The sequence below is a fragment of the Jannaschia maritima genome (genome assembly GCF_030973515.1).
In the GTDB taxonomy this organism is placed as follows: domain Bacteria; phylum Pseudomonadota; class Alphaproteobacteria; order Rhodobacterales; family Rhodobacteraceae; genus Jannaschia; species Jannaschia maritima.
In genome coordinates this window covers 175,605-200,245 of sequence record NZ_JARGZA010000007.1, presented here as the reverse complement: position 1 = coordinate 200,245, position 24,641 = coordinate 175,605, and the positions used below count along the sequence as shown (strand labels likewise).

Here is a 24,641-nt window from a genome sequence, read left to right as displayed (position 1 = left end):
TAACCGCCGGATCGTCCGCCTTTCCCTTCCTCCCTCTGACGGCTACACCCGGCGCGTTCCAACGGGGATCCACCATGACGACCGCACCCGCGCCGCAGCCCGGCATCATGGGGATCGACCTCTATCAGGGCGGCGCGTCGAAGATCGCGGGCCGGGACGACGTGCTGAAGCTGTCGTCGAACGAGAATCCCTATGGCGCCCCGCCTTCCGCCGTAGAAGCGGCCCGGGTGGCCGCGGCCGACATGCATCTGTACCCGCCCACCGACCACGCGCCCCTGCGCCGCGCCATCGCAGAGGTTCACGACCTGGACCCGGAACGCGTCATCTGCGGCGTGGGGTCCGACGAGGTGATCCATTGGCTGTGCCAGGCCTATGCCGGGCCGGGGGATCAGGTTCTGCACACCGAGCACGGCTTCCTGATGTACGGGATCAGCGCGCGGGCCGCGGGCGCGGCGCCGGTGAAGGTGCCCGAACGGGATCGGACCGTGGACGTGGACGCGCTGCTGGACGGCGTCACGGACGCGACGAAGCTGGTCTTCATCGCCAACCCCGCCAATCCGACCGGGACCCTGCTGAACGGTCAGGACGTCACGCGCCTGGCCGACGGCCTGCCGGATGGCTGCCTGCTGGTGCTGGACGGAGCCTATGCCGAGTTCGCCGACGACTTCGACGGGGGCCTGCGCCTGGCCGAGACGCGGGCGAACGTCGTCGCGACGCGGACCTTCAGCAAGCTCTATGGCCTTGGGGGGATGCGCGTCGGCTGGGCGTATGGCGCGCGGGACGCGATCGACGTGCTGAACCGCATCCGGGGACCCTTCAACCTGTCGAACGTGGCCCTGGCCGCCGCGGAGGCGGCCGTGCGCGACCGGGACTTCGCCGCCATGACGCGGGACGGCAACGCCGCGCAGCGGGCGCGACTGATCTGCGGGCTACGCGCGCTGGGCCTGGGATGCGACGACAGCCAGGCGAACTTCGTCCTGGCCCGGTTCGCCGACCGCGCGACGGCGGAGGCCGCGGATGCCCACCTGCAGGCGGCGGGCATCGTCGTGCGCCATCCCGTCGGCTACGGCTTCCCGGCTGCGCTGCGGATCACCGTGGGCGACGAGGCGGGGACGACCCGCGTGCTGGACGCCTTGCGGGCCTTCGCGGAGCGCGACGATGATCTATGACCGCGTCGCGCTGATCGGGTTGGGCCTGATCGCCGGGTCGATGGGCCTGCGGATGCGGCAGGACGGCCTGGCGGGCGAGGTGGTGGGGTATGCCCGCAGCGAACGGACGCGCGCGGTCGCGGCGCGGCGCGGCCTCGTCGATCGGACGGTGGACGATGCGGCCGCGGCGGTGCTGGACGCGGACCTCGTGGTGCTGTGCGTGCCCGTGGGCGCGATGGGCGCCGTCGCCGCCGCCATCGCGCCGCACCTGAAGCCCGGCGCGACCGTCAGCGACGTGGGATCGGTCAAGCGGGACGTCATCGTCGCGGTGGGACCGCACGTGCCGGACGGCGTCCATTTCGTCCCCGCCCATCCCATCGCGGGCACGGAGCAATCGGGACCGGAGGCGGGGTTCCCGGAACTGTTCGACAACCGCTGGTGCCTGCTGACGCCCGCGGCCGACACCGAACCGGACGCCATCGACCGCCTGACCCGACTGTGGCAGGCGCTGGGCTCCACCGTGGACGTCATGGATCCCGACCACCACGACCTCGTCCTGGCGGTCACGTCGCATGCCCCGCACCTGATCGCCTATACGATGGTGGGCGTGGCGGACGACTTGCGGCGCGTCACGGATTCGGAGGTCATCAAGTATTCCGCCGCGGGGTTCCGGGACTTCACCCGCATCGCCGCCAGCGACCCGGTGATGTGGCGCGACGTGTTCCTGAACAACAAGGACGCCACGCTGGAGGTCCTGGGCCGCTTCACGGAGGAGCTGTTCGCGTTGCAACGCGCCATACGGACGGGGGACGGGGACATGCTGCAGGACTATTTCACGCGCACGCGGGCCATCCGCCGCGGCATCATCGAGGCGGGGCAGGACACGCCGGACGCCGACTTCGGGCGCCATCCGCGCAAGGTGCCGTCGTGACCCCGTGGGCCGTCGCCCTCGCCGTGCTGCTGGCCTGGCCCGCCGGTGCCGCGGTTGCACCGCCGCCCCCGTCGGACGCGCTGGCCCAGCCCCGCCCCGAACAGCGGCCCGGCGGTCTGGTCGAGGTCCTGTCCAGCGCAGCCCGGCCGTTGGCCGACGCCCCGTTGGAACGCGCCTTCCGGCCCCAGCGCCGACAGGATCCAGAGGTCGCGGAAGCGCGCCTGGTGCAGGCCATTCTGGCCAACCCTCTGCCCGCGATAGAGGACGACGGCACCGTGCGCCTGTCGGACCGTCCCGTGTTGCGCCAGGCCATGGGCCGCCCCCGTCCCCAGGGCGGCGGCCTGTGCCAGCGCCCCGGCCTGGTGGGCGAGGCCATCGGCGAGGTGACGGGCCGTGGCGCCTGCGGCATCCCCAGCGCCGTGCGGGTGCGCGCGGTGGCGGGCGTCACGCTGTCGCAACCCGCGCGGATGGACTGCGCCACCGCCCGGGCGCTGGACGATTGGGTGCGTGGCGGGGTCATACCCGCCATCGGCGGCACCGGTGGGGGGGTGATGCAGCTTCGCGTCGCGGCCGGCTATGTCTGCAAGACCCGCAACAGCCGTCCCGGCGCGCGCTTGTCGGAGCATTCCTATGGGCGGGCCATCGACATATCGGCCTTCGTGCTGGCGAACGGCACGGCGTTGACTGTGCGCGGCGATTGGGGCAACGGCGCGCGGGGGCGCATCCTGGAGACGATCTGGCGCGCGGCCTGCGGCCCGTTCGGCACCGTCCTGGGGCCCCGGTCCGACCGGTTCCACCAGGGGCATTTCCACGTGGATACCGCGCGCTATCGCTCCGGCTCCTATTGCCGGTAGCGCAGGACCCCCGCGGGGGGCAGGTCGTAGCCGTCGAAGCGGCGCGGCTCGGACGCGTAGTTGAACAGGAACGTGTCCGCCCCCGCCCGGGTGCGGCGCAGGCCGTCGGGCATATCGGCCGTGTCCAGCCCGGCCCCGCGCGCGAGGTCGCCCAGGATGCGGCGCGCGCCCTCCCCGTCGGGCCAGCCGGCCAGGTGCAGGCGGTTCCCCGACCGGATCAGCGCGGGCAGGCCGTCGGAGGTGCGTTCGACCACGTCTGCCGTCGTGTCGAGGTGTTCGATCCACAGGCCCAGCGTGCCGCCCCCTTCCAGCGCACGAGGCGCGTCGGGGGGCAGCGTCTCCACCAGGGTCGCGGTGGCGTCCAGGCCGGGCAGGTCGGGGCCCAGAGCGACGCGCATCGACAGGTCGGGGTCGCGCAGGTCGGTGCGGGGGCCGGTCATCACCAGACCCGGGGCGGCGTCGATGGCCCCTCGCAGAGGGTCCGCCAGGTGCAGCAACGACGGCACGAGGGTCAGCGCGTAGGGCGATAGGTCCGTCGTGCCGGAACCGACGACGTCCACGTCCAGCCCCAGGCTGCGCAGGGCGCGATAGAGGTGGAAGGCCAGGCCGAAATGGTCGAACCCCGCCCCCTGCGGCTGGACCCGCCACGCCCATTGGCTGGGGTAGTCGAAGACAAGGGCCACGGGCGCGGTCCCGCGTTCCACGTCGGGCGCATCGGCCAACTCGGCGGCCACGGTCGCGATCTCGGCGAAGGCGGGGGCTTCGGCGTTGTCGGGGCGTAGCAGGCCCGCGTGGTGGCTTTCCTGCGCGAAGGGGGCCTGCCGCCAGCGGAACGGCATCACCGCCTCGGCCCCGTGGGCGAACGCTTCCCACGCCCAGAGCCGGACCATGCCGGGCAGCGGGGCGGGGTTGTAGGGGGCCCAGTTCACGGGACCGGGCTGCTGTTCCACCACCCACCAGCGTCCCTTCCCGACGCTGCGGTAGAGGTCGTGGTGGAACGCCTGGAAGTCCGGGTCGCCCTGACGGTGAAAGCGGCGGCGGTGGTCGTCGTCCGCGTACACCCGGTCCATCAGGAAACCAAGCGGATAGCTGTCCCAGGACGCGATATCGAGATGCTCGCCCAGGGCGAAGTGATCGAAGTCGGTTTCGCGCCCCATGTAGTTGTGCGCGATGGGCGCATCGGAATGGGCCCGGATCGCGTCCACCTGCGCGCGATCGAAGCGGATGACCTGATCGCTGCTGAACCGCCGGAAGGCCAGCGCATGGGCCGGATTGGGTTCCGTGACCGTCAGGTTGGGCAGGTCGATCTGGTCCCAATCGTCGTAGTCCATCGACCAGAACACGTTGCCCCAGGCCCGGTTCAACGCCTGGGGCGACTGGTACCGTCGCGCGAGCCAGTCGCGGAACGCCTGCCGGGCGGCGTCGGAGTAGCTGAGGACCGTGTCGTGGCAGCCGTACTCGTTGTCGGTCTGCCACGCCTGCACGCGGTCGCCGAACCGTTCGGCCAGGATCGTGGCGATGCGGACGGATTCGTCCCGGTAGCCATCGTGGCTGAAGCAGTAATGGCGGCGGCTGCCGAACCCCCGCGGTCGGCCGTCGCGGTCCACGGCCAGCATGTCGGGGTGTCGGTCCAGCATCCAACGTGGTGGCGTGGCGGTCGGCGTGCCCAGGGCGACGGACAGGCCCGCGCCTTGCAGCGCATCCATCGCGCGGGCCATCCAATCCAGGCGCAGGTCGCCGGGCGCGGGCTCCAGGCGGGACCACGCGAATTCGCCGATGCGGATCCATGTCAGGCCCAGGTCGGCCATGCGGCGGGCGTCGTCGCGCCAGACCGCTTCGTCCCAGTGTTCGGGGTAGTAGCAGGTCCCCAGCGTCCGCTTCATGGGAGCGCCATCACAGCACGACCCTGTGTTCCGGCTGACCGGCCACGTTGAGGTCCACCGCGAAGGTCCGGCCCGCCTGGCCGTGATGCGGTGCGTCCGGTAGGTCGGTCGTCGCGGAGGTGACGAACAGCGTGCGGCGGTCCGGACCGCCGAAGGCGGGGCAGGTGACGCGGGCGGCGGGCAGGGCGATGGAGCGGCGGAACCGCCCGTCAGGGCCGTGGCAGGCGACGCGCCAAGCGTCCCATTGCGCGACCCACAGGTCGCCGGTCTCGTCCACCACCGCGCCGTCGGGGTTCACGCCCACGGCGCTGTAATCGCAGAACATCTCCGGCGCGCCGGACGGCCAGCCCGCGCGGTCGAGGTGCTGCGACCAGATCGCGCCCTTGGCCGTGTCCGCGAAATACGCGAGATCGCCGCCCGGCGCGAAGCAGATGGCGTTGGGGATCGTGACCTGTTCGTAGAGCAGCCGCACCTCGCCCCGGAAGTAGCGATAGATCGCGCCGCGCCCGGCCTCCGCCCCCAGACCCGTCGTGCCGATCCAGAAGCCGCCCAGGGGGTCGGCGCGGCCGTCGTTGGACCGGGTGCCCGGGTCGCCGGCTTCCAACGGCGCGACGCGGTCTCGGATGCCGCTGGCGATGTCGAAGGTCCACAATCCGGTGGCGGTGGCGACGAACAGCGTGGCATCGTCGGTCCACCCGGCGGCCGAGGGATGGTCGTCCCAGTCCCAATGGATCGGCGCCCCGTCACCCGACTGGGACATGAGGCGCTTGCCCAGGATGTCGAACCAGAACAACTGGTTGCGGGTCGGGTGCCACAGCACCCCTTCGCCCAGTGCGCAGGCGCGGTCGTCGTGGATGCGGGGCGTCACGCCAGGGCGTCCCAGGTGGCGACGACCGCCCGGGCGCGGGCAGCCATGTCGTCGGTGGACAGGCCGGGAGCGAAGAGCGCCGTGCCCAGCCCGAAGCCGTCGGCGCCGGCCGCGACCCACTCGCCGAAATTGTCCGCGCCCGCGCCGCCCACGGCATAGACCGGAACCTCCGCGGGCAGGACGGCCTTCATGGCCTTCAGGCCGGACGGGCCCGCCATGGAGCCCGGGAACAGCTTCAGGCCCGTGGCGCCTGCGCGGATGGCGGCGAAGGCTTCCGTGGGCGTGAAGACGCCGGGCCAGGATTGGAGGCCGCGTTCGACGGTACGGCGGATGACGCCTTCGTCCGTGTTCGGAGACACGATCAGGCGCCCGCCCACATGGGCCACCTTGCCGACCTCGGACGGGGACAGGACGGTGCCCGCCCCGATCGTCGCGGCGTCGCCATGGGCGCGCACCATGGCGGCGATGCTGTGATAGGGGTCGGGCGAGTTGAGCGGCACCTCGATCACGGTGATGCCGGCCTCGATCAGGGCGGCGCAGGCATCGACGGCTTGGTCCGGTCCGATGCCGCGCAGGATGGCGATGAGGGGGCGGGTCATCGACATGTCCTCCGTGCGACGGCGAGGCCCGCCAGCGTGGCGTCGGCCGCGGACAGGATGTGGGTGGATATTCCCTGCGACGTCAATGCCTTGTCGTAGGCGGGCGTGGTGGTGGCGGAGCCCGTTATCACGACCTCGCGGCCCAGCCACCAGGGTTTCGTGGCGGCGAGCTCCGCGCCGATCAGTAGGCCGGACAGGGTCGCGCGGGCGACGGCGGCGGGTTGCGCGTGCAACAGGTCGGCGGCGCGCAGCTGGAACAGCTTGGCGGTCAGGGTCTCCGGCCTGGACAGGGTCGCATCGACGGCCTCCGCGAAGGCGTCGTCGTCCCAACCGTCCGGGGCGATGGAATGACGCAGAACGGAATGGCGGGTCAAGGCCGCGAACAGCTCGCCCGTCATGACGGTTCGGAAGCTGACGACCTCGCCCGCCGAAAGGTGGACCCATTTGGTGTGGGTGCCGGGCAGGCAGGCGCAGCCGTCGAAGCCGTCGAGGCGCGTCAGGATGCCGGAAATTTGCGTTTCTTCCCCGCGCATTACGTCCGGGTGGGGGTCGGTCTGGGACAGGCCGGGGAGGATGCGGACGCGCAGGCGGGGATCGGTGCCGGGGACCGTGACTGCGCCGCCAGCGGGGGTGGCGGGCACCGTGCGGTAGGGGGCTTCGTGCCAGCCCTGGCGCGCGCCGACCATGCCGCAGGCGAGGATGTCCGTCGGTCGGTCGAGCCAGTCTTCCACAAGTGATATCAACGCGTTCTGGAACCCATCGCGCGCCAGTCCACCCATGCCCGCGTCGCTTTCGCGCGTATCCCGGGGGGTGTAGCCGTCCATCCGCGTGGCCCGCAGCGTGGAGGTGCCCCAATCGACCGCGATCCAGGGATCGGTCATCGGAACACCGGGGGGATCCACGTCGCCCCGTACGTCGCCCTGCCCGTCGTGACGTCGGTCATGACGCAATCCCCGCACGTATCACAGTCGATCCCCTCCGCATGGTTCCCAGGCGCGCAGACTACAACCTATGCCCTTCGACCACCCACATCGAGTCCGGGTAGGTCCAAGGCAAGACGATCCCGTGATGCATCAGCCACGTTCCGGGCAGATCGACGGGACCGTCCTTCAGGAGCGGCGTCCCCCGGCTGAGGGCGGGCGCGTCGGCGCGGTTCGCGAGTTCGATCCGATAGGTCGCGTCCGGGTCCAGCGCCGTCAGTCGCAGGGGTCGCGGCGCGATCTGGGCGCTCGTGGCGGCCTTGCCCGCGAAGACCACGAAGCGGCCGCCGTCGCGCGCCATCTGCTGTTCGGCCAGCACGGCCGGGTCCGCGCTGTCGAGGCGCAGGATGTCGGCCCCCGTCATCCAGCCGCGGTTGCGCTTCCACCAGGCGGTGACGTCGCGCAGGACGCGAGCCTCGTCCTCGGTCAGTTCGCGCGGATCCATCTCGAACCCCATGTGGCGCTGGGCGGCGACCCAGGCGCGGAAGCGGATGTCGAGCACCCGGCCCGAGGTGTGGCACCGGCGCGGCCCCACATGGCTGCCCGTCACGGCCAGGGGCAGGAACAGTGCGGCGTCGTGCTGGATGCGGAGGCGTTCCAGCGCGTCGTTGCTGTCGGACAGCCAGACGCGGTGGGTGCGGGCCATGATGCCGAAGTCGATGCGCCCGCCGCCGGAAGCGCAGGACTCGATCTCCACCCCCGGGAAGTCGCGGCGCAGGCGGTCGATCAGGGCATACGAGCCGCGCGTCTGGTCGGCGTCGGGCATGGGCAGGACGCGGTTGTGGTCCCATTTCACGTAGTCGATGTCGTGCGCGCCCAGGATCGCGGCCATGCGGGCATGGATGAAGTCCCGCACCCGGGGATTGCCCATGTCCAGCGCCTTCTGCTGGCGGCCCAGGGTCTGATCCGCGGCGCCCAGCGCCCAGTCGGGATGGGCGCGGTGGATGTCGCTGTCGGGGTTCACCATCTCCGGTTCGAACCAGAGGCCGAAGGTCATGCCGCAGCCGTGGACGTGGTCGATCAGGGGCCCCAGGCCGTCGGGATACTTGCGGGGGTCCACGGTCCAGTCCGACAGGCTGCGCGTGTCGTCGTCGCGCTGGCCGAACCAGCCGTCGTCCAGCACGAAGCGTTCGGCGCCCAGGTCGGCGGCGCGGCTGGCGATGTCCTTCAGGACGGGCAGCCGGTGGTCGAAATAGACGGCTTCCCAGCAATTGTAGTGGACGGGGCGCGGGCGGGACCGGTCGGGCCAATCGACGATGCGGTCGCGGACGTGGCGTTGGAAGGCCACCGCGCAGCCGTTCAGGCCCGTCCGGCTGTAGGTCGCATGGAGCGTGGCCGTCTCGAACCGGGTGGCGGCGTGTGTCTCCATCCGGGCGGCGTGGCCCCATTGGATCTGGCGGCGGCCGTCGGGCAGCTCCTCCGCGATCATGCGGTGGCCGCCCGACCAGCCGTAATGGAAGGCGTAGGCTTCGCCTCGGGTGTTCGTCGCGCCCCGGCAGGGGACAAGGAGGCCGGGGAAGTGTTCGTGCCCCGTCCGCCCGGTCCGGTTCTCGCGGTAGCGGATGCCGGGGGACCAGGGGGTGCGGTTCAACTGGAACTCGCCGCACCAGCGGCCCGAGACGTCGATCATCTCGTCCGATAGCTGGGGGGCGGGCAGGACGGGGGCGGCGAGCCAGTGCAGGTGGACGGGGGCGTCGGCGTCCAGGATCGTCCTGGCGGTGACGATGTGGGTGGACGGGTCGGTGGCGAAGCGGAACGTCAGGCGCAGGCCATGGTCCGCATCGGCGTAGCGCAGGTCGAGTGCGTCGCCGTTCCGGTCGTCCGAGACGTAGAGGAATCTGGGCAGGATGGGGGTGCCGTCGCGAGTGCGCAGGATCAGGCCGGGTTGGCCGGGGAAGGTTCGGGCCGCTTCGGGGCAGAGCGACAGGTCCGGGTTCTCGTCCAGCATGCCGCCCGTGACGTCGATGGCGTGGGCGGCGGCGAGCGTCGTCAGGTTCGCGTCCGGGGGCAGGGGGTCGCCCCAATAGACGCATTGCGGCAGGCGGTCGCCGGTCGCGGCGAGGACGAGGGTCTGGCGGGCGGCCGTGCCGTCGTGATCGTCGAGGCGCCAGGTGCGGGGGGTGGGGGTTGTCATGGTTGCGGCTTCTATCTCGCGGATTGGGCGGCAAGCAGGCCCCGCGGCGGACCGGAGGGTTGGCGCTGCAGAGGTCCTGGCTTGGTCGTTTATCGTGCGGCCTGCATCCGAGAGGGTGGCGCGGGTATGCTGACGTCGCAATGCGCCGACCCTGCCGGGCCGGTCCGGGTCCTGCCGAAGGCACGCTTTGCAGCGTGACGGCCCTGCGGGTCTGCGACCCGCGCACCCGCCCCATGGCCTGCGGCCGATCGGATCGTACAACCGTCACGCCATATGGAGGGGGATCCTCGGGTCGAGCCCGAGGATGACGGATCGCGCTTGCGCGGATCCGTCACTTCACGGCCCCCAGCGTCAGGCCCGCGATGAAGTGGCGTTGCATCAGGAAGAACATCAGCACGGGCGGCAGGGCGGCGACGATGCTGCCGGCGCTCATCAGGTGATAGGCGGCGCGGAACTGGCTGTTGAAGGCGGTGATGCCCGCGGTGACGGGCTGGCTGTCGGGGCCCTGGGTCAGCACCACGGCCCAGAAGTAGTCGTTCCAGATGAAGGTGAAGATCAGCACCGACAGGGCCGCGAGGGCGGGCTTCATCAGGGGCAGGACCACGTACCAGAAGATCCGCCATTCGGCGACGCCTTCGACGCGCGCGGCCTCGATCAACGGATAGGGCAAGGCGCGGATGAAGTTGCGCATGAAGAGCGTGCAGAACCCCGTCTGGAACGCGATGTGGAACAGCACGAGGCCCGTCTTCGTGTCGTAGAGGCCCGCATCCACCGTCAGGTCGCGCACGGGCACCATCAGGATCTGGAACGGCACGAAGTTGCCCGCGATGAACATGAAGAAGATCAGTAGGTTGCCCTTGAACCGATAGATCCCCAGCGCGAACCCCGTCATCGCCGACAGGGCCACGGCCCCGATCACGGTGGGCACGGTGATGAGCACGGAGTTAAGCAGGTAGCGCGGCATGTCGGATTCGAAGAAGACCTTCGAATAGTTCGGGATCAGGTCGAAGCTGGTGGGGATGCCCCAATAGTTGCCCGACACGAAGTCGCCCTCGGGCCGGATCGAGAAGGCGGCCACCGCGATCAGGGGCAGCAGCCACAGGATCAGGGCCACGGGCAGAAGCGTCTTGTAGGCGATCTGCGCGGGCTGCGGGCGGGACTGGATCGGGGTGGGGAACATGTCAGCGGTGCTCCTGGGCGGCGCCCCGTAGGGTGGGTGAAACCCACCATTGCAGGACGCTTCGTGTTTCGGCGCGTCTGTTCCGTCCGGGAACGGGCGTCGGAGTGCGGTGGGTTCCACCCACCCTACGGCGCGTCACGTCAGCCCTCCCCGCATCTTCTTGGGCAGGCCCTCCGCCACCGTGCCGTAGCTAACGGCGATGCGGTGGGCAGCCTCGTCCGCGTCGAGCGCTGCCAGGTCCAGCGCGACCCAGGAGCGGTGGAAGTACTTGGCCCGGCCGGCGGCGCCCGCGTCGATCAGCATGGCCGCCGTCTCCACGTCTGGGCATTTTACGGACGCGGTCTCGGTGTTGGCGTCGCGGGTGTCGGCATGGCCGAAGCAGGCGAACATCTTGCCGCCGACCTTCCAGGCGTCGAGCTCGCCGGGGCTGGAGAGGACGGCGCCGGGGTGGGTGGCGCAGAGGGTGTCGAAGTCGGGGCGGGTCATATTCCCAACCCCGTCGTGACGACAGCGACCGCGCACAGGCCAAACATGATCAGCCGGGCTCTTTCCGCGTCACGAAAGATCGAGCGGAAGACCGGATATGGCGCATCTCGGGGCAACATGACGTCGATGATGCCCATCAACACGATGACGATGATCAAGACGATAGAGATCATAGCGTAGGCCGGTCATCATGGACGCCCCGAGGCCGAAGCGCGGGCCGCAGGCCCGCAGGCCTCGCGCCGGTCCGGTCCCGCAGGGCCGGCGCATTGCGACGTCTCATCTGGCCACTGCCGGTCGGAGGCATGTTGCACCATAAAGTGTCAGGCCACGACCGTCCCGGCGCCAACCCTCCGTCCCGGCGCAAGCCCTGCTTCGAGCCTCGACCAGCGAGGCCCCGGCGCAAGGCCGGTGCGGCGGTGCGATGATCGGCGCTCATCGCGCCGCCGCCTTCTCGTCGCGGTACATCGACCACAGGAAGTAGGCGATGAAGACCAGCATCAAGAGGAACAGGACGACGGCGATGGCCGAGCCGTAGCCCATGCGGAAGCCGAACTCCGACAGCGCCTCCTCGAACATGTAGAACGACAGGACGCGGGTGGAGCCGAAGGGCCCGCCGTTGGTCATCACGGATATCAGGTCGAAGGAGCGCAGCGCGCCGATGATGGTGACGACGAAGGCGATGAAGGTCGCGGGCTTCAGTTGCGGCAGGATCACGTACCACAGCATCCGCCAGCCCTTGGCCCCGTCCAGGCGGGCGGCTTCGACCTGTTCGGGGTCCACGGCGTTCAGGCCGGTCAGGTAGAGGATCATGCAATACGCCGTCTGCGGCCAGAGGCCTGCGGCGATGATGCCGTAGGTCGCCATGGACGGGTCGCCCAGGATGTTGACCGGGCCCGCGCCGAACAGCGCCAGGCCCGCGTTGAGCAGCCCCTCGCGCGGCAGGTAGAACCACGAGAAGACCAGTCCCACGACGACCTGGGACAGGACGAAGGGGAAGAAGAACAAGGACTTGTAGATGCGGATGCCGCGCACGGTCTGGTTCAGGAACAGCGCGATGAACAGGCCCAGCGGGATCGCCAGCAGGTAGAGGACGAGCCAGCGGATGTTGTTCCAGAAGCTGACCTCGAACTTGCGGTCCCCGCCCAGCAGGCGTTCGTAGTTGCCCAGGCCCACGAACTCCCCGTTCGCATGCAGGTCGCCCAAGCCGTCCCATTCGTAGAACGAGATGTAGAAGGACTGGAATATGGGGACGATCACGTAGACCGCGAAGAACAGGACGCCCGGGATCAGGAACAGCCAGGGGGTCAGCGCGATCTCGTTACGCTTGTACCAGGACCGGCCGTCGGGTCCGGGTGCGCCGCCGCCCTCCACGGGGGGATGGGTGTCGGGGACGACGGGTGCGACGTTGGCCATGGCTGCGTTCCTCCCCGAAACGGCGCGGTCGGCGCATGCGGAAGCCCATGGGCTCGCGGATGGACCAGCGATGCCGCGCCCCCGCCGATCGGACGGGGGCGCGGGTGGTCAGATCACTCGTAGATGCGCTGGCGGGCGTCTTCGAGGCGCGCCAGGATGTCCTCGAGGTTGTCGGGGAAGACCATGAACTCCTGCAGGCCCTCCATCCCGATGGACGCCATCTCGGCGTCCAGGTCGCGGTCGAAGAACTGCATGATGCCGCCCGGCGCGTCGTTGGACAGCATCTGGAAGCCCTGCTGCAGGAACTCGTCGTCGTCCACGCTGGACCCGGCGTTCACGGGCAGCTGGCCCAGGGCGTCGCCCGCGTTGATGCGGGTCTGCACCTCCGCCGAGGTGACGTAGCGCAGGAACTCCTTCGCGGCCTCGGGGTTCGACGCGTTCGCGGGGATGTGGAACGTGTCGGTCGGCGCGTCCTCCGCCCGCTCGACGTCCGGGGCGATGATCGGGAACTGGTAGAAGTCCAGCTGCTCGTCGCTCAACCCGCCGTCGCGCATGGCCGCGACCGCGAAGTTGCCCATCAGGTAGGACGTGGCCTCGCCGTTGACCATGAAGGGCAGGGCTTCCTGCCAGGAATAGTTCTGGTGGTCGTCGATATAGGCGCCCATGTCGATGAGCTCGCGCCAGTTGCTGAACGTCTGGCGCACGCGCTCGTCGGTCCAGGGCACCTCGCCGCGGGCCAGCTCCATGTGGAAGTCGTAGCCGTTGGTGCGCGCGTTGATGTAGTCGAACCAGCCGCCGGCGGTCCAAAGGAACTTGGTCCCGATCGTGTAGCACTTGCGGCCCGAATCGAGGATCGCCTGGCAGTTCGCCAGCTCCTGCTCCCAGGTCTCCGGCTCCTCGAGGCCCAGCTCGTCGAAGATGTCCTCCCGGTAGTACACGCCCCACTGGTAGTAGGTGTAGGGCACGCCCCATTGGGCATCGTCGATGGTCATGGCGCCCTTCGTGGAGGCGAGCGCCTCGAACTCGGGCTCGGCCCACAGGTCGGACACGTCCATGAACAGGCCGGCGTCGACGTAGGGGCGCATGCGGTTCGCGGCGTACCAGTTGACGAGATCGGGCGCGTTCGCGGTCAGGGCGTTGCGGATCTGGGTCTTCCAGGCCTCGCGGTCGACGACCGTCAGCTCGATGTCCAGGTCGGGGTGCAACTCGCCGAAATCCTCGACCAGTCCTTCCATCACCGCGCGGGGCGCGGGGTTGGACATGTCGGAGATGATGCGCAGCTCGCCGGACAGCTGGTGGCCGTCGGCGAAGGCCGCGCCGGAAAGCATGGTGGTGGCGGCCAACGCCGCGGTCAGGGTCTTCATGGTGTTCCTCCCTTGCGGGCGGCCCTTTGGTGGCCGCTCCTCAGGGCGGAAGGATGCACCCATCTTGCCGTCGGGGGCAAGCGGATCGGCAGGGGCCTCAGGCCGGCACGGCCGCCTCCCTGAACGACACCAGCCGGCGCGCGCCCTCGTCCCACAGGGTCAGCTTCACCGCCGCGAGGCTGTCGCCCACGGTGACGCGGCTCATCCCCGCCAGGTCGGGGTGGTCGGCCAGGACCTCGGGCAGGCGGTAGAAGGGGATGCGCGCCGCGAGGTGGTGGACGTGATGCACCCCGATGTTGCCCGTGATCCAGCGCAGGGGCGCGGGCAGCACGTAGTTGGACGACCCTTCGAGCGCGGCCTCGGCGAAGCGCCATTCGTCCCCGACGGTCCAGTGCGTCCCGTCGAACTGGTGCTGCACGTAGAACAGCCACACCCCCGCCGTGGCCGCCATCAGCGTCGTGGGAAGCTGCACCGCCAGGAACGGCCCCACCCCCATGGCCCAACACAGGAGCGCGGCGGGCACGAGGATCGCGAAGGTGGTCGCCACGGTCGACACCCAGGGCGTTGCGCCCGAGCGCATCAGGCCCATGGGCACGCGGTACTGGCACAGGAACACCCAGGCCGGCCCCAGGCCGAACATCACCGCCGGATGCCGGTAGAGGCGATAGCGCAGGCGGCCCCCGGGCGGCAGCGCACGATACTCGGCCACCGTCAGCGTGGTGATGTCGCCGATCCCGCGACGGTCCAGGTTGCCCGCGCCCGCATGGTGCATCGCGTGCGAGCGGCGCCAATAGTCGTAGGGCGTGAAGGTCAGCACGCCCAGCACCCGCCCCGTCCAGTCGTTGACCCGCCGCGACGCGAACAGCGCGCCGTGCCCGCAATCGTGCTGGAGCACGAAGAGCCGCAGGAGGAACCCAGCCGCGGGCACCGTGAAGAGGAGCCCCCACCAGTGGCCATGCGTCACGGTCCACGCCGCGAGGGCCCAAAGCAGGACGAAGGGCACCACCGTGATCGCGACCTCGCCGAGGCTGCGCCGGAGGCGGGGGCGGGCGTAGGGCCGGAGGCGGCGGGACCACGCGTCGGGGGCGGGCACGGTCTGGGGGGCGGAGCCCATGGGCGGCGTTCCTTTGGGGCGGGGCAGGGGCGCCCGCGGCGACCAGCCGGGATGGACGCGGAAGGCGGGGCGGAGGCGGTGCCTTCGCGGTCCGGTGGGCCGACCTTTCGTCGGAGGAGGTTCAGCACGGGCGCAATCCGATCCGGATGGCGCGGGCTGGCCCACCCCATGTTGGGGCGCGGGGCGCCGTCGTCAATGCGGCGTCCCGCCCGGACGGGGGCGGATCGGGCATTGCAATCCCCGGCCCCTTACCTTTCCCTGGCCGCCGGGGGACGGAGGAGAAGCCATGTCGGGCGTCAATCTGGAACGGGTCGTCAAGCGTTACGGCGAGACGCAGGTGATCCACGGGGTGGACCTGGACATCCAGGACGGGGAATTCTGCGTCTTCGTGGGACCGTCGGGCTGCGGCAAGTCCACCCTGCTGCGGATGATCGCGGGCCTGGAGGAGACGACGGACGGCCGGATCCGGATCGGCGCGCGCGACGTGACCCGCGAGGACCCGGCCCAGCGCGGCGTGGCGATGGTGTTCCAGACCTACGCGCTCTACCCCCACATGACCGTGGCGGAGAATATGGGCTTCGGGCTGAAGATGAACGGCCACCCCCGCCGCGAGATCGACGCGAAGGTGGCGGAGGCGTCGCGCATCCTGAAGCTGGACGACTACCTGGCCCGAAAGCCCGCCGCCCTGTCGGGCGGTCAGCGGCAGCGGGTCGCCATCGGGCGCGCGATCGTGCGCGGCCCGGAGGTGTTCCTGTTCGACGAGCCGCTGTCGAACCTCGACGCGGAGCTGCGCGTGGAGATGCGCGTCGAGATCGCGCGGCTCCACAAGGAGATCGGGGCGACGATGGTCTACGTCACCCACGACCAGGTGGAGGCGATGACGTTGGCCGACAAGATCGTGGTCCTGCGGCTGGGCCATATCGAGCAGGTCGGCGCGCCGCTGGATCTGTACCGCGATCCCGACAACCGCTTCGTGGCGGGGTTCATCGGCAGCCCGGCCATGAACTTCCTGGACGGGACGGTGACGGGCGCCGCGATCGATGTCCCCGCCCTGCGCCGCGCCCTGTCCCCCGCCGTGACCCCCCCGGGGGAGGGGACGGCGGTGTCGGTCGGCATGCGGCCCGAGCACCTGTCGATCGATTCCGCGGGCGACACGCACCGCGTCGACCTGACGGAAGCGCTGGGCGGGGTCAGCTATGCCTATCTGACGTCCGACACCGGCGAGAAGATCGTGGTGGAGGAGCGCGGCGACATCCGGTCCAGCGAGGGGGACCGCGTCGGCATCGTCGTGGAGGACGCCCGCGTGATGGTGTTCGACGCTCAGTCGGGCGCCCGCATCCGATAGCGGCACGCCTTGGGGCGGGGGGCGACCTTCGACCGATGCGAAGGCGTCCCACCGCGCGTTTCCCCATGGTGGTTGCGACCCTCGGACCGTTTTGGCATCTTGTTCCCATGGGGCTCGCGGACGCCTCGTGAGGCTCGGGCCGTGTTTCGCATCCTTCCCATCGGACGGTCCCCGTGGCCGTCGCAACGCCACACGCGCGGGGATGGCCCCCGCGCCGGAGGATGCCCCATGCCATCGCCATGCGAGATCACCGTTTCCCAGCTTTCCCGCCTCGTCGGCACGCCCGACGCGCCCGTCCTCGTCGACCTGCGCATCGACGCGGACTTCGCCGACGATCCCCGCCTCGTCCCTGGCGCGTTCCGGCACGCGCACCACGATCTGCCGTCCCTCGTGCCGCGCCTGCGCGGTCGGCGGGCGGTCGTCTATTGCCAGAAGGGGCGCAAGATCAGCCAGGGCGCGGCGGCCGTGCTGCGCAGCGACGGGGTTCCGTGCGAGGTGCTGGAAGGCGGGCAGTTCGCGTGGCGGGACGCTGGCGCGCCGATGGTTGCTGCAGACGCCGTGCCCGTAGCCGACGTGGAGGGCCGCACGGTCTGGGTCACGCGTCACCGTCCCAAGATCGACCGCATCGCCTGCCCGTGGCTCGTCCGCCGCTTCGTCGATCCCCGCGCGCGCGTCCTCTACGTGCCGCCCGTGGACGTGGCGCTCGTGGCGGAGCGGTTCGGCGCGGTGCCCTTCGACGTGGAGGGCCTGGGCCTCACGCACGAGGGCGACCGCTGCTCGTTCGACGCGTTCCTGTCCCGCTTCGGGTTGAGCGATCCGGCGCTCGACCGCGTGGCGACCGCCGTGCGGGCGGCGGACACGAACCGCCACGACCTTTCGCCGGAGGCGGCGGGGCTCCTGGCCCTGTCGCTCGGGCTGTCGCGCATGCATCGCGACGACCTCGCGATGCTGGATGCGGGGATGACGCTCTGTGATGCGCTCTACCGGTGGGCGCGCGACGCGACGGACGAGGGGCACGACTGGCCCACCGGCGTCGCGCGCGCCCGATGACCGTCGCGCCGGTCGACGGCCGGCCCCTGCCGGGTCCGTCCCTTCGCGACGTCCTGCCGGTGTGGTGGCGCATCGGCTTGCTGTCCTTCGGCGGGCCCGCCGCCCAGATCGCCCTGATCCACCGCGAGGTGGTGGAGGCGCGCGGCTGGCTGAGCGAGCGGCGGTTCCTCGACGCGCTCTCGTTCTGCATGCTCCTTCCCGGGCCGGAGGCGATGCAGCTCGCGACGTATGCGGGCTGGCGGATGCACGGCGTGCGCGGCGGGCTGGTGGCGGGTGGGCTCTTCGTTCTGCCCGGCGCGGTGGTGATCGCGGTGCTGGCCGGCCTGTATGCGCGGCTGGGCGACCTGCCGCTGGTGCAGGCGCTGTTCCTCGGGGTGAAGGCGGCCGTGCTCGTGATCGTGGTCGAGGCGTTGCTGCGCGTGGCGCGCCGCGCGCTGGCGGGGCCGGAGGCATGGGTGCTGGCCGGCGCGGCGTTCGCGGCGCTTCTGGTCTTCGCGGTTCCCTATCCGCTGGTCGTCGCGGCCGCCGCGCTCTGGGGCTGGCTGCGCCTGCGCGACGGGCGCGCGGAGGAACCGGACAGTGCCCCCGCACCGGCGTCCACGGCCTCCACCCTTCGGACCGTCGCCGTGTGGGGCGCTCTCTGGCTCGTGCCGCTCTCCCTTCTGCACGTCGCGGCGCCTGCGGTGCTGGCGGAGGTCGGGCGGTTCTTCTCCGTCCTGGCCGTGGTCACCTTCGGCGGGGCCTATGCCGTGCTGGCCTACATGACCCAGGAAGCGGTGGCGGGGCAGGGCTGGCTGACCACGGGCGAGATGATGGACGCGCTCGGCCTGGCCGAAACGACGCCGGGCCCGCTGATCCTGGTCACGCAGTTCGTGGGCTTCCTGGCCGCCGAGCGCGCCGCGCCCGCGGGGCTGGGCCTGGCCTGGGGCCTCGCGGGGGCGGCGGTGACGCTCTGGGTGACCTTCGTTCCGTGCTTCCTGTTCGTCTTCGCGGGCGCGCCGTGGATCGAGCGGCTGTCGGCGCGGCCCGGGCTGCGGGCCGCGCTGGCGGGTGTGTCGGCGGCCGTGGTGGGCGTGATCGCCAACCTGTCGGTCTGGTTCGGCCTCCACGTCCTGTTCGCCACGGTCGCCTCGTGGGAGGCGGGTCCGGTCCGGCTCGCCTTGCCCGAGGTGACGAGCTTCGATTGGCGCAGCGCGGCGATCGCGACCGGCGCGGCCGTGCTGCTTCTGGGGCTGGGTCGCGGCATCCCCCTGACGCTGGCGCTCTGTTCGGCGGCGGGGGTCCTGCTGGCGGCGGTCTGAGAGGCGGCCCAGGCCTCGCGGTTCGCCCGGGCGATGCGGCCGGACCGACCGCTCCGCCGGCGGCGCAGGGGGTCGGATCCGGGGGACGGGACGGTCGGAAGTTATTTTCCACAGGGTGCGCGATGCGTGGCGCGGAACGTTTTCTCGCGGGATCAACGGGATACGCGATCGCACGGCGGGCGCGGAACCGGTTCATCGCGATTCGTTCCGGATCTTCCGATTTCCGTTAACCTATCGTTAACCGACGTTGCCGTAATCCTAATGCCACGGACCGGGACCACAGAAGTCGCGGCCGTCGAGCGGGACACCAGAGAGAATGCCGGCCTGGACCGGACGATGGTCCTCGCAGGCAGTGCAGGCAAAGCATCGCGCCCTCGCGGGGATCCTCCCACCCGGCGGGGGCGCTTCTGCGTCCGCGGTGCCGTTTCGCGGTTGACGCGCGGCGTCCTGGCACGCTTGGGTGGCCCCGCTGCACGGGGGGAGGGCCGGTTGGGCATCATCGTGGCCATCGCGCGGGCCCTGGGTGCCGCCAACGCCGCCCTCCTGGGCGTCGGACGCTGGCTGGGCGTCACCGCCATCGGGCTGATGGTGGTGGCCATCCTGGTGCAGGTCTTCTGGCGCTACGTCCTGTCGAACCCCTTGCCCTGGCCGGAGGAGGCGGCGCGCTTCCTGATGCTTTGGATGACCGGGCTGGTCGCGCCGACCGCCTTGCGGCGGGGCGGGTTCGTGGCGATCGACACGATCCAGCTGGCCCTGCCGCCGCGGGTCGGACTGGTCCTGTCGCTGGTGCTGTCGGTGCTGTCGGTGGTCGTCCTGGCGATCGGCCTGCGGATCGCCTGGGCGGAGGTGACGGGCTTCTCGGGGCGGTTCGCGACGTCGTCGCTGTACTATCCCTCGGGCGACGGTTGGACGAAGATGCCGCGCAGCTGGATGATGGGGTCCATGGTCGTGGGGCTGTTCCTGCTGGCGACCGTGATGGTCGAGTTGATCCTGCGGCAGGTGGCCGTCCTTGTCGGGCGGGGGGACGACCTGGCGGCCATCCCCGACGCACAGGTCATGGCGGGGGCCGAATAGGTGCTGGTGTGGTTCCTGCCCCTGTTCCTGGTCCTGCTGATGGTGGGCCTGCCGGTCTTCTTCGCGCTCCTGGCCGCGCCCGGCCTGATGCTGTGGCTGAACGGATCGGAGCGGGACTTCGTGCTGCTCTACCGCAACCTCTACAACGGGATGGACAGCTTCCCGCTGATGGCGATCCCGTTCTTCATGCTGGCCGGCGAGATGATGAACCGGGGCGGCATCACGCTGCGCCTGGTCGAGTTCGCGCAGGCCATGGTGGGCCATTTCCGTGCCGGGCTGGCGCAGGTCAACATCCTGTCGTCGATGCTGTTCGCGGGGCTGTCGGGCTCGGCGGTCGCCGACACCTCGGCGCTGGGGTCCATGCTGATCCCGGCGATGGAGCGGGAAGGATACACCCGCAAGTTCGCCGCCGCCGTCACCGCCGCGAGTTCCGTGATCGGGCCGATCATCCCGCCGTCGGGCATCATGATCATCTATGCCTACGTGATGGAGCAGTCGGTCGCGGCCCTGTTCCTGGCGGGCATCGTGCCGGGCATCCTGGTCGGGCTGGGACTGATGGTCGTGACCAACGTCCTGGCCCGCCGCGATCCCGGCGCGATGCCCCCCCTGAACCGCCGCGCGACCTGGCCCGAGAAGGGGCGGGCGTCGTTGAAGGCGTTCTTCCCGCTGCTGACGCCCGTCATCATCCTGGGCGGCATCCTGGGCGGCGTGATGACCCCCACGGAGGCGTCGGCCATCGCGGTCGCCTATGCCGCGGTGGTGTCGCTGTTCATCCTGCGCGAGATGGGGGTCCGCGACCTGCCGGAGGTCCTTTTGCGCGCGGCCATCGCATCGTCGGTCGTCCTTCTGCTGGTGGGGGCGGCGATGTCGTTCAAGACGGTCGTGGCCCTGTCCCACGCGCCCGAAGCGCTGGCCGCGTTCATCCTGTCGCTGTCGGACAACCCCCTGGTCCTGCTGCTGCTGATCAACCTGCTGCTGTTCGTGATCGGCATGTTCCTGGACGCGGGCCCCGCCATCATCATCCTGGGCCCGATCCTGGGGCCCATCTTCGTGTCGCTGGGCGTCGATCCGGTCCACTTCGCCATCATCATGTCCGTGAACCTGACCGTGGGCCTAGCGACGCCGCCGATGGGACTGGTCCTGTTCGTGGCGAGCTCCGTGTCCGGCGAACGGGTGGAGACGATCGCCCGCGCCATCCTGCCCTTCCTGGCCATCCACGTCGTCGTGATCTTCCTTATCACCTACGTCCCCGCGATCAGCCTGGCGGTGCCGCGGTTCTTCGGGTTCCTGTGAGTTAGGATCGTCGTAACGGGCCGTCGGTATCGGTCCGATACGATGGCTTCAGGAGGGTGACGTGTCGAAGCGCCGTGAGGAACGCATCAAGCTGACGGCCACCAGCATCAATACGGTCGGCCTGGGCTTCCTCGGCTTCGCCGTCATCCGTCCGCTGTCGGAGGAAACGTTTCCCAGCGTGGTCGGCTGTCTGTTCCTGACGGTGGCCTTTGCGCTGCATTTGATCGCGCACTATGTCCTTCGGTACATGGACGAGGGGGACGGCCGATGAATCCTGGCGAGATGTTCGCATTGCTCGTAGGCTTGGCAATCATTCCCCTGGCCCTGCTCGGTGTCCGCTGGATCGACTGGGCGGACCGGCGACGGCGGGATCGGGAACGGGACCCGCGTTCGTGAACGCGTCTCCACGCCATTCCTCGAATGGCGCGCGGTCGGCAATTGCCCCAGCCTATCGGCCTGGGCGGAACGACGGTCCCGCGACATCCTGCGCATCCGGTTTTCCGTGCGAAAGTGTTGACAGCCGTTAACCGTTCGTCCGACGCTTTCCGCCAGGCAAGGCGCGTTCGGGGGAGCGGGCGCCTGCCGTAACCGGGAGGACTTCGCATGACGACGACGAGAACGGTGGCCGCGCTCGCGGCGACGACCCTGCTTTCGACCCCTGCCTTCGCGCAGGACAACATGGACAAGCTGACCGCCATGCAGCGGACGGACGCGACGTTCACGCATGTCGCGCAGGACGGCGAGCGTGCGGATGCGCTGCGCGCGATCCTGGAGCACGTGAACGTCCCCGACGGGTTCGAGGTCAGCCTCTATGCCGTCGTCCCGGATGCGCGGTCGATGGCCGTGGCACCGCAGGGAACGGTGGTCTTCGCGGGCACGCGCAAGGACAAGGTCTGGTCGATCGTGGACCGGGACCGCAACCGCGTGGCGGACGACGTGTTCGACTTCGCGCCGTCCATCGCCTTCGACATCCCCAACGGACCATGCTTCTCGCCGGACGGATTCATGTACGTCGCGGAACGCAACCGCGTGCTGCAGTTCCCGGCCGCCGAGTTCTTCTTCGAAAGCCCGGACATCGCAGTGGGCGAGGTCGTGGCGCAGGGCGAGTTGATCCCGCCGGAGGAGGAATCGTTCAACCATTCCGCCCGCGTGTGCCGGGTCGGGCCGGACGGGATGCTGTACATCTCGCTGGGACAGCCGCACAACGTGCAGCCCCCCGAGAAGGTCGAGATATACGACGAGCTGGGCATCGGCGGCATCATCCGCATCAACACCGACGGCACGGGGCGGGAGGTCTATACCCGCGGGGTCCGCAACTCGGTCGGGCACGACTTCAATCCGGTGACGGGCGAGCTGTGGTGGACCGACAACCAGGTCGACGGCATGGGCGACGACATCCCGCCGGGCGAGTTGAACCGCCAGACCGAAGCGGGGCAGCACTTCGGCTTCCCCTGGACCAACAGCCGGGTCGAGATCATGTCCGAGGCGGAGCACCCGCGCCCCGAGGGCGTGACCTTCGTGGAACCCCAGCTGGAGCTGACGGCGCATGCCGCCGACCTGGGAATGTCGTTCTATCGCGGGGACAGCTTCCCCGACGAGTACAAGGGCGGCATCTTCTGGGCGCAGCACGGGTCGTGGAACCGCACGGAGCCGGTGGGCGCGCGCGTCATGTTCACCGCCCTCGACGAGGACGGCAACGCGACCGGCGCGGAGGTCTTCGCGGATGGCTGGCTGAACGAGGCGACGGGCGAGTATCGCGGCCGCCCCATGGACGTGGCCTTCCTGCCGGACGGGTCGATGCTGGTCAGCGACGACTTCGCCGGCGCGATCTGGCGCATCGCCTACGAGCCGCAAGAGGAGTGATGCGCCTCGTCCCGATCGTCGTCTCCGGCGGGCTGACGCTCGCCGGGGGCGTTCCGGCCCAGGCCGCAGACCCGGAGGCCGGGCGCAAGGTGGCGACCATGTGCCGGACCTGCCACGGGATCGACGGACATGCCGTCATGCCCATCGCCCCCCATATCGGGGGCGAGCCGCAGGGTTATCTCGCCGCGCAGCTCCACGCCTACAAGTCGGGCGAGCGGGAGCACGAGATGATGACCATCGTCGCGGGCGGCCTGTCGGACATGCAGATCGACGACGTGGCGGCCTGGTACGCGTCCCACGAGGCGGTGGCGTCGCTGCCCGAGGGGGTCGCGGCGTCGGACGCGCCGGAGGCGTGCACCGCCTGTCACGGGGCCGACGGCCTGTCGCCGGTGGAGGACGCGCCCAACCTGGCGGGCGAGGTCAACATCTACATCGACACGCAGTTGAAGGCGTTCCGCAGCGGCGCGCGGGTCCACGACGTCATGTCGGACATCGCGGCCGACCTGACGGACGCGGAGATCCGCGCCTATGCCGATTGGTACGCCGCCGTGGATCTGGAGATCCGGCCCCCCGGCTGAAACGACGTCGGGTTTTTTGCGCGCCGCCTGTGGACTAGCGGCGCGACATTCCTTCAGATGCCAGCACGAACGGGGGCCGTCCCGAGGCCCCGACAGGGAGGAATCGCATGACACTGAGCAACACCATCAAGGCGCTGGCCTTGGGCGCGGCGGTCGCGCTGCCGGGCGCCGCCTGGTCGCAGGACACCATCACGCTGCGGGCCACGGCCAACAGCAACGAGAACGACGAGGATTACGACGGGCTGGTCGTCTTCAAGAACTACGTCGAGAACGCGTCCAACGGGGCCATCGAAGTCGAGATGTTCATCGGTACGCAGCTCTGCTCCGCCCCGGAGGAATGCATCCAGGGCGTCGCGGACGGGTCCATCGACATCTACATCTCGACATCGTCCGGTCTGGCCAGCGCGTTCCCCTACGTGCAGATCTTCGACCTGCCCTATCTGATGTCGGACGACCGCATCGCGGAGGAGGTGCTGACCTCCACGGGCCTGACCGACGATCTTCGGCGCCGGATCCTGACCGATTCCGGCGATACCGTCCGGCTTATGACCATCGGCAACACGGGCGGTTGGCGCTCGTTCGCCAATACGGAACGTCGGGTTCAAGGACCTGCCGACCTGGAAGGCATGAAGCTGCGCACCGTGGTCGCCGACCTTCCGCAGGAGTTGGTGCAGGCCCTCGGGGCGTCGCCGACCCCGATCGCCTGGCCAGAATTGTTCACCTCGCTTCAGACCGGCGTGGTCGAGGGGACGGCGAACGGCATCACCGACATCATGTCGATGAAGTTTCCGGAGGCCGGGTTGCAGTACCTCACGCTGGATGGACACAGCTACATGGGTGCGCTGTGGATCATGAACAACGCGCGGTTCCAGGAACTGTCCGACGAGCAGAAGCGCGTCGTGGTAGACGGGTTCGCGGCGCTGCAGCAGGCGACCTTCGCCTCGCCGAAGCGTAAGTCGATCGACGCCTACGAGGAGTTCACGGCGGGCGGCGGCGACATCTACGTCCCCTCCCCGGAGGAGAAGCAGGCGTTCCAGGACGCGGCGCAGCCCGTCTACGAATGGTTCACCGAGACGGTGGACGGCGGCGACGAGATCCTCGAAACGTTCCGTGCCGCCATCGCGGAGGCGGAGGAATCCGTGAACGCCCGCCGCGACGCCGAGATGCAGTGACGGTCCTCCGG

General features: G+C 70.0%; 23 protein-coding genes. 12 read left to right on the top strand and 11 right to left on the bottom strand.

The annotated features are described in order from the left end of the window. The first annotated feature begins 74 nt into the window (after window positions 1–74). From hisC to P0084_RS09060, 3 genes are read left to right on the top strand one after another with little or no spacing between them, the layout of a single operon-like run. A complete protein-coding gene (gene hisC / locus P0084_RS09070; RefSeq protein ID WP_308916509.1) occupies window positions 75–1,169 on the top strand; it encodes a histidinol-phosphate transaminase in 1,095 nt (364 codons plus the stop codon). Beyond that, on the top strand, window positions 1,159–2,079 hold the full coding sequence (locus tag P0084_RS09065; protein WP_308916508.1) for a prephenate/arogenate dehydrogenase family protein: 921 nt from the start codon (window positions 1,159–1,161) through the stop codon (window positions 2,077–2,079). The genes hisC and P0084_RS09065 overlap by 11 nt, the downstream gene beginning before the upstream one ends. Then, window positions 2,076–2,933 carry an extensin-like domain-containing protein gene (locus P0084_RS09060; protein WP_308916507.1) on the top strand — a complete coding sequence of 286 codons (858 nt, stop codon included), beginning with the start codon at window positions 2,076–2,078 and terminating at the stop codon, window positions 2,931–2,933. The genes P0084_RS09065 and P0084_RS09060 overlap by 4 nt, the downstream gene beginning before the upstream one ends. Here the strand turns inward: P0084_RS09060 and P0084_RS09055 are convergent. The 11 genes from P0084_RS09055 to P0084_RS09005 form a co-directional block, all read right to left on the bottom strand. Beyond that, window positions 2,921–4,816: a beta-galactosidase gene (locus tag P0084_RS09055; protein WP_308916506.1), complete on the bottom strand. Its 1,896-nt coding sequence runs from the start codon at window positions 4,814–4,816 to the stop codon at window positions 2,921–2,923. The two genes, P0084_RS09060 and P0084_RS09055, sit on opposite strands and share 13 nt — an antisense overlap. 10 nt (window positions 4,817–4,826) lie before the next feature. Continuing rightward, window positions 4,827–5,684, bottom strand: a complete 858-nt coding sequence (locus P0084_RS09050; RefSeq protein ID WP_308916505.1) for an SMP-30/gluconolactonase/LRE family protein — start codon at window positions 5,682–5,684, stop codon at window positions 4,827–4,829. Continuing rightward, window positions 5,681–6,283 carry a 2-dehydro-3-deoxy-6-phosphogalactonate aldolase gene (locus tag P0084_RS09045; protein ID WP_308916504.1) on the bottom strand — a complete coding sequence of 201 codons (603 nt, stop codon included), beginning with the start codon at window positions 6,281–6,283 and terminating at the stop codon, window positions 5,681–5,683. Before P0084_RS09045 ends, P0084_RS09050 begins: the two co-directional genes overlap by 4 nt. Next, window positions 6,280–7,164: a 2-dehydro-3-deoxygalactonokinase gene (locus tag P0084_RS09040; protein ID WP_308916503.1), complete on the bottom strand. Its 885-nt coding sequence runs from the start codon at window positions 7,162–7,164 to the stop codon at window positions 6,280–6,282. Before P0084_RS09040 ends, P0084_RS09045 begins: the two co-directional genes overlap by 4 nt. Window positions 7,165–7,285: 121 nt before the next feature. After that, the gene (locus P0084_RS09035) at window positions 7,286–9,397 is read right to left on the bottom strand and encodes an alpha-galactosidase (protein WP_308916502.1); all 2,112 of its coding nucleotides are present in this window, start codon (window positions 9,395–9,397) and stop codon (window positions 7,286–7,288) included. Window positions 9,398–9,728: 331 nt separating this feature from the next. Beyond that, window positions 9,729–10,577, bottom strand: a complete 849-nt coding sequence (locus P0084_RS09030; protein WP_308916501.1) for a carbohydrate ABC transporter permease — start codon at window positions 10,575–10,577, stop codon at window positions 9,729–9,731. 135 nt (window positions 10,578–10,712) lie between these two features. After that, a complete protein-coding gene (locus P0084_RS09025) occupies window positions 10,713–11,063 on the bottom strand; it encodes an MmcQ/YjbR family DNA-binding protein (protein WP_308916500.1) in 351 nt (116 codons plus the stop codon). After that, window positions 11,060–11,221: a hypothetical protein gene (locus P0084_RS09020; RefSeq protein ID WP_308916499.1), complete on the bottom strand. Its 162-nt coding sequence runs from the start codon at window positions 11,219–11,221 to the stop codon at window positions 11,060–11,062. Before P0084_RS09020 ends, P0084_RS09025 begins: the two co-directional genes overlap by 4 nt. A 274-nt stretch (window positions 11,222–11,495) precedes the next feature. Further along, a complete protein-coding gene (locus P0084_RS09015) occupies window positions 11,496–12,476 on the bottom strand; it encodes a carbohydrate ABC transporter permease (RefSeq protein WP_308916498.1) in 981 nt (326 codons plus the stop codon). A 113-nt stretch (window positions 12,477–12,589) separates the two neighbouring features. Next, a complete protein-coding gene (locus P0084_RS09010; RefSeq protein WP_308916497.1) occupies window positions 12,590–13,840 on the bottom strand; it encodes an ABC transporter substrate-binding protein in 1,251 nt (416 codons plus the stop codon). Between the two features lie 97 nt (window positions 13,841–13,937). After that, on the bottom strand, window positions 13,938–14,954 hold the full coding sequence (locus P0084_RS09005; RefSeq protein ID WP_308916496.1) for a fatty acid desaturase: 1,017 nt from the start codon (window positions 14,952–14,954) through the stop codon (window positions 13,938–13,940). A gap of 286 nt (window positions 14,955–15,240) precedes the next feature. Between P0084_RS09005 and P0084_RS09000 the strand changes: the two genes are divergently transcribed. The 9 genes from P0084_RS09000 to P0084_RS08960 all read left to right on the top strand — a co-directional run bounded on the left by P0084_RS09000 (window position 15,241) and on the right by P0084_RS08960 (window position 24,630). Further along, a complete protein-coding gene (locus P0084_RS09000; RefSeq protein ID WP_308916495.1) occupies window positions 15,241–16,299 on the top strand; it encodes an ABC transporter ATP-binding protein in 1,059 nt (352 codons plus the stop codon). Window positions 16,300–16,527: 228 nt separating this feature from the next. Continuing rightward, complete coding sequence (locus P0084_RS08995; protein WP_308916494.1) at window positions 16,528–17,349, top strand: chromate resistance protein ChrB domain-containing protein; 822 nt, start codon at window positions 16,528–16,530, stop codon at window positions 17,347–17,349. Continuing rightward, a complete protein-coding gene (gene chrA, locus P0084_RS08990) occupies window positions 17,346–18,650 on the top strand; it encodes a chromate efflux transporter (protein WP_308916493.1) in 1,305 nt (434 codons plus the stop codon). The genes P0084_RS08995 and chrA overlap by 4 nt, the downstream gene beginning before the upstream one ends. A 489-nt stretch (window positions 18,651–19,139) precedes the next feature. Beyond that, window positions 19,140–19,724: a TRAP transporter small permease gene (locus P0084_RS08985; protein WP_308916492.1), complete on the top strand. Its 585-nt coding sequence runs from the start codon at window positions 19,140–19,142 to the stop codon at window positions 19,722–19,724. After that, complete coding sequence (locus tag P0084_RS08980; protein ID WP_308916491.1) at window positions 19,725–21,017, top strand: TRAP transporter large permease; 1,293 nt, start codon at window positions 19,725–19,727, stop codon at window positions 21,015–21,017. It begins immediately after the preceding gene. 61 nt (window positions 21,018–21,078) lie between these two features. After that, window positions 21,079–21,288, top strand: coding sequence for a hypothetical protein (locus P0084_RS08975; RefSeq protein WP_308916490.1), 210 nt, complete (start codon window positions 21,079–21,081; stop codon window positions 21,286–21,288). 332 nt (window positions 21,289–21,620) lie between these two features. After that, complete coding sequence (locus tag P0084_RS08970) at window positions 21,621–22,880, top strand: PQQ-dependent sugar dehydrogenase (protein WP_308916489.1); 1,260 nt, start codon at window positions 21,621–21,623, stop codon at window positions 22,878–22,880. After that, window positions 22,880–23,458 (top strand): c-type cytochrome, encoded by a 579-nt coding sequence (locus P0084_RS08965; RefSeq protein ID WP_308916488.1) that lies wholly within the window; start codon window positions 22,880–22,882, stop codon window positions 23,456–23,458. The genes P0084_RS08970 and P0084_RS08965 overlap by 1 nt, the downstream gene beginning before the upstream one ends. Window positions 23,459–23,565: 107 nt before the next feature. Next, window positions 23,566–24,630, top strand: a complete 1,065-nt coding sequence (locus tag P0084_RS08960; protein ID WP_308916487.1) for a TRAP transporter substrate-binding protein — start codon at window positions 23,566–23,568, stop codon at window positions 24,628–24,630. The last annotated feature ends 11 nt before the right edge of the window (window positions 24,631–24,641 follow it).